Here is a 14,774-nt window from a genome sequence, read left to right on the forward strand (position 1 = left end):
ATCTAACTTTCAAAATCATTTAAAGTAAAAACTACAAAAAAAACCTAGTCTCGCGACTAGGTTTTCTTTTTATTCGGTAAAGGTTACCAATCAAAACCGAATTATTTTTCTTTAGATTTTGTTAAACATTTGAGCAACAAGGTTACAAAAAAACTAACAATTGCACCAATAATAGCTAAAATTATTGTTCGTAAAACATCAACTGAAGTAATATTTGGAACGATACTCAATAGGGTTCCGCCGGCAGTTCCGACTTTTAAAGACAATGTATTGTTAAAACTAGCCATCAGGTTCGCCTCCTTTGGGCTGACCTTCATCATCAGCTTCTTTTTTGGCAGAATCCTCAACAGTTACTTGACTAACTGCTGACATGACTCCACCGGCAACTGCAATATAACCGGCTGCACTAACTACAGCTGCCGGTAAGGCAACCGGTGCAGCCATTACAGAACCACTAATGCCCAATAAAGTAAGGCCAATGGTACGCAAAATCTTGAAAAACTTAGGGGTGGGAGCTTTTGCTCGTTTAGCTATATTCATGACGCTAAGTATTAAAACCTACTTCGTGTAGGTAGATTGAACAATCAATAAAACGGACTCTTTATTTTCCAAAGCTTTGTAAACTTGATCTTTTAGTTTAGTAAATGCTTTTCGGGAGAACAGTCCTAAACCTGGACCCGATAACTTTGTTACCGGTGCAATACAGCCGTTTAACTCTTTCAAAGCATTATTAGCCGGGTGGAACAAAATCAAACTTCGATTTTCAACGTCCAAAATATGCAAATGCCATTTGAATTTCAAACTGTATCGTTTCTCAATAAAATATTCCCCCTCCGGAATACAGGAAACTCTTCTTTCATTGTTTCGCCATGGCAATTCGATGGTGTTACAAATCAATCTTCCCTCACATTCGAGTTTTCCGTTTGTTCCTTCGGGGAAATAAGTTCTTGTTAGCACTAAAACCATACTTAAATTTTCTGATTTTTAAAGACTAACTTCAGATTACAGTCCGCTTACTTGAACCAAAGAAAGAGGGTTAAACGCTCCATTTTTCAAAGGATACATTTGCCCATTCACTTCTTGATAGAACTCTAACCCAAGAGCTAAAAACAACGGTTTTGTACTGTTAGGTGTAACAGTATTCACTTGGTTAATAGCAACTGTTGGAACGGCATTCCATGGCAAAATAGCCGTTTCAGAGTTTTGAACCACAAACGTTTCAGCTTCAAAATCAACTTCCGCTCCCGCAGAGATGATTTTAAAATGGGTCGTTCCGGTAGGTGCTGCAATCATATTTGCTGGTACAAACGCAGCCACATCAACAGTCAACTCTCCCGTAACGCGGTCAATGTTGGTTGTAAAGGGTGCATACAAACTAGTACCAAGTTTCCCACGAATGTTAAACTCAAAACCGGTTAGCAATTCCGCTTCACCGTCAATCACATTCCGCAAACCTCTTTCATTCACAGCATCCGCCTGAATTACTTTAACCATCCGTTGCGTCAAACGACTCACCATTCTGGAATCAGCAGAATTCAAAAGCAAAGCTCTCAAAGAAGTTCTCAAAACCTTTCCGGCTGCTCCTGCTCTACCAAACTCCGCCCCATTCTCACGCGTTCTCTGAAACGCAGGATCACTCGCGATTCTACTAGCGTCAATTCCGCCTTTTTCTCTAGCTAAGTGCCCATCCTGGGTTTTGTAAAAGGTAATATCCCCGATAGTACCTTTCAATTTAATTATGCCTCTCTGTCTAGCCATAATTTCAAAAATTTTAATTCATAAATCATTTTCACACTCCCTCAATCCACATTCGGTTGCAACCCTCTCGATTGATTTCGATGCAAATATTAAACTTAAATTAAAAGATTAGTTAACGGCTATATACCATATGACAATCAAAGGTATAAATGTCACATATCAACACAAATGACACGTAAAGCACTATCAAAATTGAAGTAAATTGCACCCATAAATGGAAACATATTTTTCAGTAACTTTAAATCTTGAAAAGTAAAAACAAGTCCAACCCAAAGACTACTCAAAGCCAAGTCATAACCAAGGATAATGTATGAAAACAGAACCAAAACGAATATGCATCTACCCAAAGGACATACAACGTATTACAGGTAAGTCCTACCGTCAAAGCATTAGATTGTTACAAAAGATTAGAAAAGACCTTAATAAGCTTGAAAATGAGTTTGTGAGTATAGAAGAGTTCTGCCATTATACTAGCTTAAAATATGAACAAGTAGAGCCATTAATTATTGGATAATATTCATGTAAACAGTACTAAATATTGAACTGAATATTATGATATTCAATATACTTTGTTTAAATTTGTGTATCATTGAATTTGATACATTTGAAACCATATTAAGAGGTGTCAGTTGAGGTGTCACTAAAATTTTTAGTCCTTAAAAGTCTATATTTTATTGACCTTTTTACTAAAAATACAAATCCCTCTTTCTCCGCAAAAGCCTTGTAATCAATTGATTTACAAGGCTTTTTTTATTATAATTACTTCAGAAGAATATCAATACCTTAGTTGGGTTTACTTATTTCCGAATTTTTTTTATGAAAATGATATTCTATATTGCAAAAAAGTTAATCTTAACATTCTGTTAATTAACGCATTTCATCGAAAATAAAACATTTTGCTAGGTCACACTTTTGGTTTTGTTTACCTTTGAAACTAAGTTACCTTTATAGGGTTAAGAATAAATTTGGGAGGAAGCTCCTCTTTTTTGAGGAGCTTTTTTTAAGTATTCCAACTAATATTTATACATTTGCTCTTCCAAAAGTAAAAAATCCACAATTTTAAATTTATGCTAATGTTCCAAATTTTTTTTTTTTAGGACTACTATTTGTAAGTTATAATTCCAAAAACCAAAAACCACTACACGAAAAAGACTTTTGATTTCAAAAGTCTTTTTTATTGCTACAGTTCATTCCAAAAAAAAAGGTGAAATTACTTTCACCCTTTTTGCCCCAAATTTATCCATAAACTTAACCTACTTAACTTATGGTGATTCAAAAGTAGAATAGTAATACAGTTTAAAAAAATATTTCTGTTGATAGGAAAATAAAATCGATAAAAGGCTATTTTTAAGCATTTAAGACTTAACTTTTTATAAATAGTTCGTTCAAAAAATAATTAAAAATATAAAAAATTAATTTTCAGCCTGTTTGTCTTTTGCTTTTTGAACTTTATCTTTCCAAGTAGCAGAAAGTTCTGCATAATCAATAAATTTTGCAGGTGGTTGTCTTTGCAATCTTCCTTCATTGAAAGCCTTTATCAAAATACTCTCAATAAGAAAATCTTCGGTAACAGCAAATGGATTGTATTCTTCTTTCAAGTCAATGTCAAAAACTTTGGCAGTATTGCTAGCCCAAAAGGCCTTCCACCCACTTTTTAAATCTTTTACAAGCGTATAGGTTGTTTTTCCGGTTTGTCGATGAATTAATTTTACTAAAATTTGACCTTGTTTACGCGATAACTTTTTTAACTGTTCTTCGAATTCGTTTTCAAGATAGTTTTCGACAATTTTAAAATACTTCTTTTTTTCTCTTTCAGTTTTTAACTTACCCATGTTTTGATTTAACTTGGTTAAGTTATCGGCTGCTAATTTAGCATAAGGATAAACTTTAAGCACCCGTTGTTGAAGCAACAGAAATTTTTTACGGTCTTCGTCTTCTTTATTGGATTTTTTTCCGGTTACAACAACTTCTTCTAAGTCCAAAGAAGTTCTTAAAATTGAATCATTACCTATTAAATAATAGATCACAGTAGAATCTTTCTTAGTTTCTTCTTGTGCGAAAGAGACACTTGTGATAAGCAAGAAAAGAATAAACAATATATTAGGTTTCATTTTTCTCATAAATAAAAATCAAAAGTAAAGATTTATACTATAACTGTGTTATCTTATTTATATTTTAGCAAAAAAATACAAATTCTATGTCAGCAAAAACCATACTAAAAAAATCATCGCTCGCATTTTTAGAAAATTATTTAAACAATCCTTCACCAACCGGCTATGAATCTGAAGGTCAAAAACTTTGGATGGACTATATAAAACCGTATGTAGATACTTTTATAACAGACACTTACGGTACGGCTGTGGGTGTCATCAATCCAGATGCTCCCTACAAAGTTGTGATTGAGGGTCATTCAGATGAAATTTCGTGGTATGTAAATTTTATTACTGATAACGGATTGATTTATGTTATACGAAATGGTGGCTCCGATCACCAGATTGCTCCTTCCAAACGTGTGAACATACACACCAAAAAAGGAATCGTAAAAGGTGTTTTTGGTTGGCCTGCCATTCACACCCGAAACCGGGGCAAAGAAGAAACAGCACGTATTGATAATTTATTCATTGATTTAGGCTGTTCCACGAAAGAGGAAGTGGAAAAAATGGGGGTTCATGTGGGGTGTGTTATCACATATCCGGATGAATTTATGGTATTGAACCAAAATAAGTTTGTTTGCCGTGCCATCGATAATCGAATGGGCGGATTTATGATTGCAGAAGTAGCGAGGCTTTTACATGAAAATAAAAAGAAATTACCATTTGGATTATACATTACCAATTCTGTTCAGGAAGAGGTTGGTCTGCGTGGTGCCGAAATGATTACCAAAACCATCAAACCAAACGTTGCAATTGTCACCGATGTATGTCACGACACCTCCACGCCAATGATTGACAAAAAAATTGAAGGTGAAACTCAAATCGGAAAAGGTCCGGTGATTACTTATGCTCCGGCAGTTCAAAATAACTTGCGAGAATTAATCATTAACACGGCAGAAGAAAAGAAAATTCCGTTTCAGCGATTGGCTTCGTCACGAATTACAGGAACAGATACCGATGCTTTTGCCTACAGTAATGGCGGAGTAGCTTCTGCTTTAATTTCCCTGCCATTACGCTATATGCATACAACTGTGGAAATGGTTCATCGGGACGATGTGGAAAATGTGATTCGTTTAATTTATGAATCTCTATTGAAAATTGAGAACAATGAAACATTCTCCTACTTCAAATAAAATAACCAAAATTTAAAATTCCCGATACCGTTTTTCGGGAATTTTTGTTTTAAAAATGATAGCTTTGCATAAAAATTAAAACAATGATTAATCCTTCTGCACAAGGTTGGGTGGATAAATTTTTCAGCAAATCTCATTTGTTGAATACGACCAATTTGTACAGCAACAAAGATTTTTATTGCAAGACCAGAGAAACGGGCTTTATCTATGGTCATGTGGTTTCTATTAACACGCGAGAGCCTTTGTTGATGGATGGCTGGACATCTGAAGAAGTATCTAAAGTAGCCTTGTTGAACTCGCTGTTTGGTATTTATCAGTTAGTTGAAAAAAATCCTGAAAAATCAAAATTTATTGATTTGGCTTTTGATTTTTATAACCTCATGCACCCGATAGGATTTTCTTTTTTTAAAAAAATTTTACCTTCTGAAAGTAAAGCGATACAATTAGAAAAAATAATTGATTCCAGGGTGCAAACAAATGATAACATTGTGAGCAAAAATTTTTCGCACATTGTTACGAATGCACTTTTATTTATTGACGTTTTAGCTTTCTATAATTTTTTGATAAAAGGAGAACTAACCAAAGATTATGTTCAAAAATTAGAAGAAATTATTGTGGGTGTAGTAACGCTTTCGTTAACAATAAAATCAAACAAATCGCATTATGATGATTTGTTGATTAAATTATTTGAAACGTCTGTTCGTTACACTAAATTTTCAGGGTTTAAGATTAGTGATTTGAATGCTCTAAATTTTAGTTTTCTTGAAAACGATTTAGAAAAATTTTACCTCATGGATCTAGCAGGAATGGCAATTTGGAGCGATGAAAAAATGGAAAAAAATGAAGTTGCTTTTTTGTATGATTTAGGTTCTATTTTAAAATTAGAGCATTTTTATATTATAGAAAGTTTAACTGTGATTGATGAGTTTATTAAAAAATACCGAAACGATATTCCCTATTTCAACTATTCTAACCCCATCAAGCATTTTTATGATCAAACTACCCAAAGTGTAGTAATGTTGATTACACGAAACAAAAAAAGATTACTGAAGGAATTAACAGAAAGCAAAGATTTGGTAAAACTACTTGCGGCTTCAACCACCAGAGAACTTGATACTAATGAAAAGAAAAGAATGAAAAAGCAACTGTTGGATGTTTGTAAAACAATACCATCGTTAACCATTTTTTTACTACCCGGTGGAAGTTTACTATTACCAATTTTGATAAAGTTCATCCCTCAAATGCTACCGTCTGCATTTAATGAAAATTTGGACCAATAAAAAAGCCATCCGAAGATGGCTTATCTTTAGAACTTTAACTGATAGACTTCGTCTAACTCATCGTTATTTTTGAAGTTTACGCCTAAATCGGTTACATAGCCGGAGTTTAGTCCGTAAACCCAACCGTGTATGGTTAATTCTTGTCCAGATTTCCATGCCGATTGAACAATGGATGTTTTAGCTAAATCGTAAACTTGTTCCTTTACATTTAATTCAACAAATTTATTGAAACGATCATCTTCATTTTCAATGGCATCTAACTCCGATTGATAAAAACGATAAACATCTTTAATATGTCTGATCCAATTATCAATTACTCCGATAGAACTATTTCCCATGGCCGCTTTAACACCACCACATCCATAATGTCCACAAACGATAACATGTTTCACTTTAAGAGCATTCACCGCATAATCCAATACACTCAACATGTTCATATCACTATGAATGACCATATTGGCAATGTTTCTATGCACAAAAACTTCACCGGGTGCAGCACCAATAATTTCATTTGCAGGAACACGACTGTCAGAGCATCCTATCCATAATAAGGGTGGATTTTGACCTTTAGATAAACCTTCAAAAAAACTTGGGTCTAACTTTAGTTTATTTTCAACCCATTGTTTATTGTTTTCTATTATTTTTTTATAAAAATCACTCATTTTTTTGTTTTATTTATTTGTTAGATTATTCTTTTTTTAATGAAACGTGCTGCCCTTCTGCGGTATTATCTAAATTATAGGCTTTTTTAAACCCAACTAATTGCACCTCAATTTCATCATCAACAGCTCTGATGTTTTTAAATTCTTCAATCAAATCCAAAACATCATGTGCAATGTAAACTGTATCAGAGGCATCAATCACCACTTTTGATTTTTCAGGAATATTATTCAGCGTATTTTTTATGGCAGCTTTATTTAAAAATGAAACTTCTTGAGCCAATTGAATATGAATCACATCATCGTTATGATAATCTTCCTTCTTAAAGGAGTATGCTCGTTTAAAATTACCTCTTAGAACAAAGAAAATACTGATTAACATTCCCAATGCCACTCCTTTTAATAAATCTAAAAAAACAACGGCAATTACCGTGGCGATAAACGGAAAATACTGGTATTTCCCCTTTTCAATGAAGTGTATAAAATGAGCAGGTTTAGCCAATCGATATCCAATTAATAATAGAATTGCAGCTAAAGTTGCTAAAGGAATTTTATTTAAAAAAGGGGCTATGGCGAGTACGCTAATTAATAATAAAAAACCATGTATAATAGTTGATGATTTAGTTCTCGCTCCTGCATTGGCATTGGCTGAAGAACGAACAACAACTGAAGTCATTGGTAACCCCCCAATTAAACCACTTAACAAGTTCCCAATTCCTTGGGCTTTTAACTCAACATTTGTGTTTGTAAAACGTTTGTAGGGATCCATTCTATCGGAAGCTTCAATACACAGTAACGTTTCAATGGAGGCAACTATGGCAATTGTTACTCCTACAATCCAAACTTTTGGATTAGATAAAACTGAAATAGAAAAATCCGGTAACACAAACATGGCCTTGAATTCCTCAAACGAAGAAGGCGTAGGCAGCGAAACTAAATGATCCTTTGAGACTTGAAGTGTACTTCCTGTTCTAATAAAAATTTCGTTGATGATGATTCCGGAAAATACAGCTATTAAAGCCGCCGGAACTAATTTTAATTTTTTCAAAAACGGTACTTTATCCCATAAAATTAATATAGCTAATGCAACTAATGTGATGATAATGGAACCATAATTGATGTAATTAAACGCATCAACAATCGTTTCAAACATGTTGGATCCGCTTTTTTCAAAAAAGGAAGTGTCACCTTCTGCCACTTTATCATAACCCACAGCGTGTGGAATTTGTTTGAGAAAAATAATTATACCGATACCGGCAAGCATACCTTCGATCACATTGGTTGGGAAATAATTAGAAATACTTCCTGCTTTTAGAAATCCTAAAAGTAGTTGCAATAGTCCTGCGATTATAACAGCCGTTAAGAAAACTTCGTAAGCACCTAAATCAGAAATAGCTGTTAATACAATTGCAGTTAAACCAGCGGCCGGCCCAGTTACACTAATGTGAGATTTACTTAAAAATCCAACGATAATTCCTCCGATTATACCGGAAATAATTCCGGAAAAAAGTGGAGCACCGGATGCTAAAGCGATTCCTAAACACAAAGGAAGTGCGACTAAAAATACCACCAAACCGGATGCAAAATCTGATTTTAGATGACCTAAAAGATTATTTTTTTTTGTCATTGACCTTAAAATATAATGAATAAAAACAATTGGTTAATTTCACCGCTGGGTAGCGGATAACATTCATTATAATAATTCAGGTGGTGGAGAAAAGATTTCTTCAAATACAGTATCGTACTGAATGTGATTTTCTAAAACAATTTTTTTTTCAAAAGGTAGTTCAAAGCTAATTTGAAAAACTTGTTTGTTTGTTTTTAAAGCTTCTTTGATATTATAAGTTTTGTGTACTTCTTCTTCTTCAGACATGTTATAAATCATTGACATATCTGTTTCATTATTATCGATTATACCTAAAACTGTCGGTAAAGATAAAAATGTAACAAAAAGAAAAATCATTATGCAAACTACTGACTTCATTGTTACAAATATACCTTTTAACAAATTCAATTGTTAAAAAAAACTTATAATTTAAAAAAAATTTAACTAAATTTCTTCTTCTAACCAAGCCTTCATCATCCAAATGGTCTTTTCTTGTTCTTTAATAAAATCACTCATCATGGAATTAGTACCTTCATCTAACGCTTCATCCGACTGCTTTAAGATAACTCTTTCGATTTTTAATAACTGCGTTAATGCGTTCACAATTAAATTTACAGCATCTTCATCATTGGAAATATCTTTTCCAACAAATAATTTATTGTTTTTGATATAATCTTCAAAAGTGTGCAATGGTCTGCCGCCCAATGTTAAAATACGCTCGGCTATCATATCAATTTTCAATTGACTGTCGTTATACAGCTCTTCAAATTTTACATGTAAGTCAAAAAAACGTTTACCTCTAATATTCCAATGTAAACCTCTCAAATTTTGATAATAAACTTGAAAATTGGCCAATAAAATATTTAATTCAGCAGCTAAAACTTCCGTTTTCTTTAAATCTAACCCTAAACTATTCGTTTTCATTGTGTTCTATTGTTAATTATTATATAATAAATTTACAAAAAATAATACGATTTGTAGTATAACTAAAATTGATAGTTTTTATCTTTGCATCAAAATTTACTATAAAGATGACCATTACTCAACTTCAATATGTGTTAGCTGTAGCTGAACATAAAAATTTCACTTTAGCCGCAGAAAAATGCTTTGTTACGCAACCCACTTTGAGCATGCAAATTCAAAAAATTGAGGAAGAACTTGGCATACAGATATTTGATAGGACAAAAAAACCGATTCAACTTACTGAAATCGGTTTAAAAATTGTGAATCAATCGAAAAACATTGTGAACGAAGCCAATCGAATTCAGGACATTGTAGATCAGCAAAAAGGATTTATTGGAGGCGAGTTTCGATTAGGAATAATCCCAACCGTGATGCCAACTTTATTACCAATGTTTTTGAATAATTTCATCAAAAAATACCCGAAAGTTAACTTAATTATAGAAGAGTTAAATACGGATGAAATCATTGTAAAGTTAAAAAACGGTCATTTGGATGCCGCCATTGCTGCGACGCCATTGGAAGAAGAAAAAATAAAAGAAATTGTTTTATTTTATGAACCATTTGTGGCTTACATTCCGGAAGGTCATTCGGTTTTTGATAAAAAAGAAATTGAAGTATCTGATTTGAATTTAGATGAAATTTTATTACTTCAAGACGGACATTGTTTTAGAGATGGCATTTTAAATTTATGTAAAAACAACCCGGGAAACTCTGATAAATTTAATTTTCATATTGAAAGCGGAAGCTTTGAAACCTTAATTAAATTAGCCGATGAAGGTCTAGGTACCACACTTCTACCTTATTTGCATACCTTAGATTTAAAAGATAAAGACAAAGCAAAACTCAGACAATTTAAAGATCCAAAACCGGCACGGGAAGTGAGTTTAATTTACCCGAAAAATGAATTAAAAATTCATATTATTGATGCTTTACGCCATGTAATTAGTGGGGTGGTTAGAGGAGCGATTGCTTTTCAAGATATTCAAATTATTAGTCCAATACAAAAGAAATAAAATAAAAAAGGAGCTATTTAGGCTCCTTTAGTTTTATAGATTAACATAAATTAAACAATTCTTTAGTTCAGGTTTTTCTTTTGTAAAGTTTAACAACCAATCTTTTAGTTGTTCAATTTCGTAAGGCAATAACTGTTTCATTGCTTTTACGAGTTCTTTACTGAAAAGTGTAGGATCAAAACTTACGCTTTCTAAGATTTTCTTAGTGTAAGCAAACATCGGTCTTGTCATTTTTTCGATTTTTATGTAGAATTTGGTTTTAAAGAACGTTTGGTAAATTTAATAAAAATAAAATTATCTCTTTATTTTTTAACATATCAATTAGCGAAAGTTTAACGATTATCACCATCTAATAAATTACCTAAACCACCTAAAAGACTACCCTCACCTTTGTGTTTTCCACCCCCTTGAGGTGCAGCAGCCCAGATTCTACCTGCTAAACGACTAAATGGTAAGGATTGAATATAAACGGTTCCGGGACCTTTTAAAGTAGCAAAGAATAATCCTTCACCACCAAAGATAGTATTTCGGATTCCTCCTACTAACTGTACATCATAATCTACATTTTGTGTAAATCCTACCACACAACCGGTATCTACTTTTATCATTTGGCCGGGTTGTAATTCAATTTTTGCCATAGTTCCACCGGCATGAATGAAAGCCATACCGCTTCCTTCTAATTTTTGCATGATAAAACCTTCGCCGCCAAACAAGCCTCTACCTAATTTTCTGGAAAATTCGATTCCGATTTTTACACCCTGGTTGGCACATAAAAAAGCATCTTTTTGACAAATGAATTTACCGCCAACTTCATTTAAATTGATGGGTAAAATTTTTCCCGGATAAGGCGAAGCAAAAGATATTTTTCGTTGATTGGGATATGTATTTTCAAATAATGTCATAAACAAACTTTCGCCTGTAAGCAATCGTTTACCTGCCGAAAACAATTTGTTCATGATTCCGCCGGCATCGCTTCCGTCGCCAAAAATGGTTTTCATGCGAATTCCATCTTCCATCATCATAAAACCACCGGCTTCGGCCACAACAGCTTCTGATGCACTTAAACTGATTTCAACATATTGCATTTCTTCCCCGTAAATGGTATAATCTGTGACTTTATACATGTTTATAATTTTTTGAGTAATATTTATTCAACTGATAACTGATGACAGACAACTTCTTCTACTTCCACCCTCTCAACATTTCCCTCTTACCAGGTGGTCCAACCAACTTTTCAATTTTGAAACCGGCTTCTTTCATGGCGTTTTTTATCGGTCCGCGACAAGCGTAGGTAACCAAAATCCCACATTCTTTTAATGCTTCAAACATTTTGGTAAATATTTCTACACTCCACAATTCCGGTTGAACACGATACCCAAAAGCATCAAAATAGATGATATCAAATTGGTTTTGATCGTTTATCTCGTTGAAAAATTGCTGTCGCTTAGTTAGTCGAAAGTGTTCTGAAATTGTTACATTTTCTTCCCAATCAGACGTATGCATTCTTTTAAATTCTAAATCAAATTGATTCGCATTCAGTTGATTAACATAATTCATTTGAATTACTTCTTCGGGTGAAACTGGAAAACCTTCTACACCCACATAATCAATGTTTTGATTGTTTTTTTGACTTTCTAAAAAGGTTATAAATGCATTCAAACCGGTTCCGAAACCAATCTCCAAAACAGAAACGGATTGCCCTTTACAAAGTGACAATCCGTTTTTAATGAATACGTGTTGGGCTTCTTGAATGGCTCCGTGTTTGGAATGATAACTTTCCTCCCACTCCGGCAAATGGATGGAAGTGGAACCATCGGAAGTGATTATAATTTCTCTTTTCAAATTTTACGGTTTAAGTTGTAGTTTTTTTATTCTAGGAATGGGTCCTGAACACTTCACTTCATGACAAGAAATACAAGCTTGGATTGCATTAGAATAATGTTCTTTAGCATTTGCCGGATCGTTGTAAATCTTTTCTTGAGCCGCTAAAAAAACTTGAGCATTTTCTTTAAAAAAAGCGTCATTTTCTGAAGGATCTGTCATTATGGCTTCATGAATTTTAGCAAAATGTGAGGGAAATTCACCCACTGTTTCCCCCTTTTCGATTCTTTCCTTCAATCGTTGGTTATCCACATACATTTGTTCCATGAGCAAAGCCATTTCGGACAGCTCATACATTTCGAACGATTTTTTTTCGGTTGTTGCAGTAGAATCAATTTTTTCTTCATTAGTCGTTTCACTTTTATTTTGACAACTAAAAAAGAACAAAACCAAACATGCAGTACTTAAATATTTTTTCATTATTCTTTGATTAATACGCCATCAGATAAAAAAGAATAAGAAACTTTTGGTTCCGTAATAGAATCGATTGCCGCTTGTGATTTTCCGGCATCTTTGGCATAATGTTTCAATTCATCCACCGTTTCAACAGAAATAAAAGCTTTACCGTTTACAATTGCTTCGCTTCCGGCAGCGTTTAATGGCATAAAAAAACCATAATCTTTAAAACGGATAAAAGCATTTTTTTCATCATTTAAACTCATGTTCATCCAACAACCTTTCTTTTGGCAAACATCTTTTATTTCTGAACGAAATTTTACTTCTACCGTATCGCCTTCTTTTAAGGTTTCAAACTTAGCTAAGAGTTCTTCCTTCGAAATTACACCATCGGCGGTAATTGAATCTCCAAATGACTTGAAATTTTCGGTTGGAACAACTGCAGTTACTTCTTTCGTTTCTTCTTTTTTACAGGCTATCATGGTGAAAACTGCAATAGCCATTAAAATTGTTTTTTTCATTATCTTACTTTTTTAACTTTACTTAAATGAAATACAAAAATAAGCAGTTTAATTCTTTTCAAATTAAATTTTCAATATATTTTAGTTCAAAATGCTAAAAATTCAATAATTTATACTCAGTTTAAAGAAATGTAAAAAAGTAGTTTGAATTTGTGATGTTTTTATAAAACTATCAAAAAACTATTGTTTTTTTTATATTTTAGCCAAATCATAAACCGTTTTTTACCTCTTCGTTATTTAATTTTGTAAATCTCTGTTTATCAATTATTTAATTCAATTTTTTATTTTTAAATTATACTTAAATGAGTTCAAATCTTATTAACGAAATCGATATAGTTAAAGCAAACACCTCAAAAATCAGCAGTGTAGATTTTGAAAATCTCACTTTTGGAAATATTTTTACAGATCATATGTTGATTTGTGATTTTAAAGAAGGAGCTTGGCAAAAACCGATTATTAAGCCGTATGAACCATTTATGATTGACCCTTCGGCAAAAGTTTTTCACTATGGCCAAGCTATTTTTGAAGGAATGAAAGCCTATAAAGATGAAAGTGATGATGTTTGGCTATTTAGACCGGATGAGAATTTTAAACGTTTTAACCACTCGGCAAAACGCTTGGCTATGCCGAAAGTAACCGAAGATATTTTTATCGGTGGATTAAAAGCTATTTTAGATTTAGAACGAGAATGGGTGAAAAAAGGAAAAGGAAACACCTTATATATAAGACCTTTTATGATTGCTATTGGTTCTGGCGTCATTGCTCAACCCTCAACACAATATCGATTTATGATTATACTTTCTCCGGCTCGTTCATACTATTCGGGGGAAGTGAAAGTAATTATTGCCGAACATTATAGTAGAGCGGCAAATGGCGGAATTGGAGCGGCGAAAGCGGCAGGGAATTATTCAGCTCAATTTTATCCAACCAAATTGGCTAATGAAAGGGGTTTTCAGCAAATTATTTGGACTGACGATGCGACACATACCAAACTGGAGGAAGCCGGAACGATGAATGTTTTCTTTAGAATTAATGATACATTATACACAGCCCCAACCGGAGAACGAATTTTAGATGGCGTTACTCGTAAAAGTTTAATTGATATTGCAAGACGTGACGGAATCGATGTAGAAGTCCGTTCATTATTAGTTGCCGAATTAATTGAAGCCGCAAAAGATGGTTCTCTTAAAGAAATCTTTGGTGCCGGAACAGCAGCTGTAGTAAATCCAATTGTTGGATTTTCATACCAGGATAATTATTATGAATTACCAAAAATGGATAATTCATATGCTTCACAATTAAAAGAAAAATTGACCAACATTCAATATAAATTAGCTGAAGATACCTTTGGCTGGACGGTGAAAGTTTAGTCGGTTATCTGTCGTCAGTTTTCTGTTATCTGTTTAAGGAA

At 33.3% G+C, this 14,774-nt stretch carries 18 protein-coding genes; 4 read left to right on the plus strand and 14 right to left on the minus strand.

The annotated features are described in order from the left end of the window. Positions 1–101 precede the first annotated feature (101 nt). The 5 genes from EQG68_RS10635 to EQG68_RS10660 form a co-directional block, all read right to left on the minus strand. A complete protein-coding gene (locus tag EQG68_RS10635) occupies positions 102–287 on the minus strand; it encodes a hypothetical protein (protein ID WP_129464917.1) in 186 nt (61 codons plus the stop codon). Beyond that, complete coding sequence (locus tag EQG68_RS10640) at positions 280–540, minus strand: hypothetical protein (protein WP_129464868.1); 261 nt, start codon at positions 538–540, stop codon at positions 280–282. The genes EQG68_RS10635 and EQG68_RS10640 overlap by 8 nt, the downstream gene beginning before the upstream one ends. Before the next feature lie 18 nt (positions 541–558). Beyond that, on the minus strand, positions 559–966 hold the full coding sequence (locus tag EQG68_RS10645) for a DUF5675 family protein (RefSeq protein ID WP_129464869.1): 408 nt from the start codon (positions 964–966) through the stop codon (positions 559–561). A gap of 36 nt (positions 967–1,002) precedes the next feature. Next, on the minus strand, positions 1,003–1,758 hold the full coding sequence (locus EQG68_RS10650) for a hypothetical protein (protein ID WP_129464870.1): 756 nt from the start codon (positions 1,756–1,758) through the stop codon (positions 1,003–1,005). 1,412 nt (positions 1,759–3,170) lie between these two features. After that, entirely contained in the window at positions 3,171–3,869 is a 699-nt protein-coding gene (locus EQG68_RS10660; RefSeq protein WP_317125520.1) for a DUF4294 domain-containing protein, read from the minus strand. 86 nt (positions 3,870–3,955) lie between these two features. Here EQG68_RS10660 and EQG68_RS10665 point away from each other — a divergent pair, with 86 nt between their 5' ends. Together EQG68_RS10665 and EQG68_RS10670 are read left to right on the plus strand one after the other, a co-directional pair. Continuing rightward, positions 3,956–5,044 (plus strand): M42 family metallopeptidase, encoded by a 1,089-nt coding sequence (locus EQG68_RS10665; protein ID WP_129464873.1) that lies wholly within the window; start codon positions 3,956–3,958, stop codon positions 5,042–5,044. An 83-nt stretch (positions 5,045–5,127) separates the two neighbouring features. After that, the gene (locus EQG68_RS10670; RefSeq protein ID WP_129464874.1) at positions 5,128–6,324 is read left to right on the plus strand and encodes an LETM1-related biofilm-associated protein; all 1,197 of its coding nucleotides are present in this window, start codon (positions 5,128–5,130) and stop codon (positions 6,322–6,324) included. Between the two features lie 26 nt (positions 6,325–6,350). On the opposite strand, the gene can is transcribed toward EQG68_RS10670, so the two are convergent. From can to EQG68_RS10690, 4 genes are all read right to left on the minus strand, one after another. Then, positions 6,351–6,986: a carbonate dehydratase gene (gene can / locus EQG68_RS10675; protein WP_129464875.1), complete on the minus strand. Its 636-nt coding sequence runs from the start codon at positions 6,984–6,986 to the stop codon at positions 6,351–6,353. A gap of 25 nt (positions 6,987–7,011) precedes the next feature. Further along, positions 7,012–8,610, minus strand: coding sequence for a SulP family inorganic anion transporter (locus EQG68_RS10680; protein ID WP_129464876.1), 1,599 nt, complete (start codon positions 8,608–8,610; stop codon positions 7,012–7,014). A 66-nt stretch (positions 8,611–8,676) separates the two neighbouring features. Then, entirely contained in the window at positions 8,677–8,856 is a 180-nt protein-coding gene (locus EQG68_RS10685) for a hypothetical protein (protein ID WP_129464877.1), read from the minus strand. 177 nt (positions 8,857–9,033) lie between these two features. Continuing rightward, positions 9,034–9,513: a Dps family protein gene (locus EQG68_RS10690; RefSeq protein ID WP_129464878.1), complete on the minus strand. Its 480-nt coding sequence runs from the start codon at positions 9,511–9,513 to the stop codon at positions 9,034–9,036. 107 nt (positions 9,514–9,620) lie between these two features. Here EQG68_RS10690 and EQG68_RS10695 point away from each other — a divergent pair, with 107 nt between their 5' ends. Then, positions 9,621–10,565, plus strand: coding sequence for a LysR substrate-binding domain-containing protein (locus tag EQG68_RS10695; RefSeq protein WP_129464879.1), 945 nt, complete (start codon positions 9,621–9,623; stop codon positions 10,563–10,565). A gap of 33 nt (positions 10,566–10,598) precedes the next feature. On the opposite strand, the gene EQG68_RS10700 is transcribed toward EQG68_RS10695, so the two are convergent. From EQG68_RS10700 to EQG68_RS10720, 5 genes are all read right to left on the minus strand, one after another. After that, complete coding sequence (locus tag EQG68_RS10700) at positions 10,599–10,796, minus strand: hypothetical protein (RefSeq protein ID WP_129464880.1); 198 nt, start codon at positions 10,794–10,796, stop codon at positions 10,599–10,601. 101 nt (positions 10,797–10,897) lie between these two features. Then, on the minus strand, positions 10,898–11,689 hold the full coding sequence (locus EQG68_RS10705; RefSeq protein WP_394343613.1) for a TIGR00266 family protein: 792 nt from the start codon (positions 11,687–11,689) through the stop codon (positions 10,898–10,900). Positions 11,690–11,747: 58 nt separating this feature from the next. After that, complete coding sequence (mnmD, locus tag EQG68_RS10710) at positions 11,748–12,407, minus strand: tRNA (5-methylaminomethyl-2-thiouridine)(34)-methyltransferase MnmD (RefSeq protein WP_129464882.1); 660 nt, start codon at positions 12,405–12,407, stop codon at positions 11,748–11,750. Positions 12,408–12,410: 3 nt separating this feature from the next. Then, on the minus strand, positions 12,411–12,866 hold the full coding sequence (locus EQG68_RS10715; protein WP_129464883.1) for a hypothetical protein: 456 nt from the start codon (positions 12,864–12,866) through the stop codon (positions 12,411–12,413). Next, positions 12,866–13,363, minus strand: coding sequence for a DUF4920 domain-containing protein (locus EQG68_RS10720; RefSeq protein ID WP_129464884.1), 498 nt, complete (start codon positions 13,361–13,363; stop codon positions 12,866–12,868). The genes EQG68_RS10715 and EQG68_RS10720 overlap by 1 nt, the downstream gene beginning before the upstream one ends. A 302-nt stretch (positions 13,364–13,665) precedes the next feature. Here EQG68_RS10720 and EQG68_RS10725 point away from each other — a divergent pair, with 302 nt between their 5' ends. Beyond that, positions 13,666–14,733, plus strand: a complete 1,068-nt coding sequence (locus EQG68_RS10725) for a branched-chain amino acid aminotransferase (RefSeq protein WP_129464885.1) — start codon at positions 13,666–13,668, stop codon at positions 14,731–14,733. Positions 14,734–14,774 lie beyond the last annotated feature (41 nt).

Origin of the sequence: Flavobacterium piscinae (genome assembly GCF_004122145.1) — a bacterium.
Taxonomy (GTDB): Bacteria; Bacteroidota; Bacteroidia; order Flavobacteriales; family Flavobacteriaceae; genus Flavobacterium; species Flavobacterium piscinae.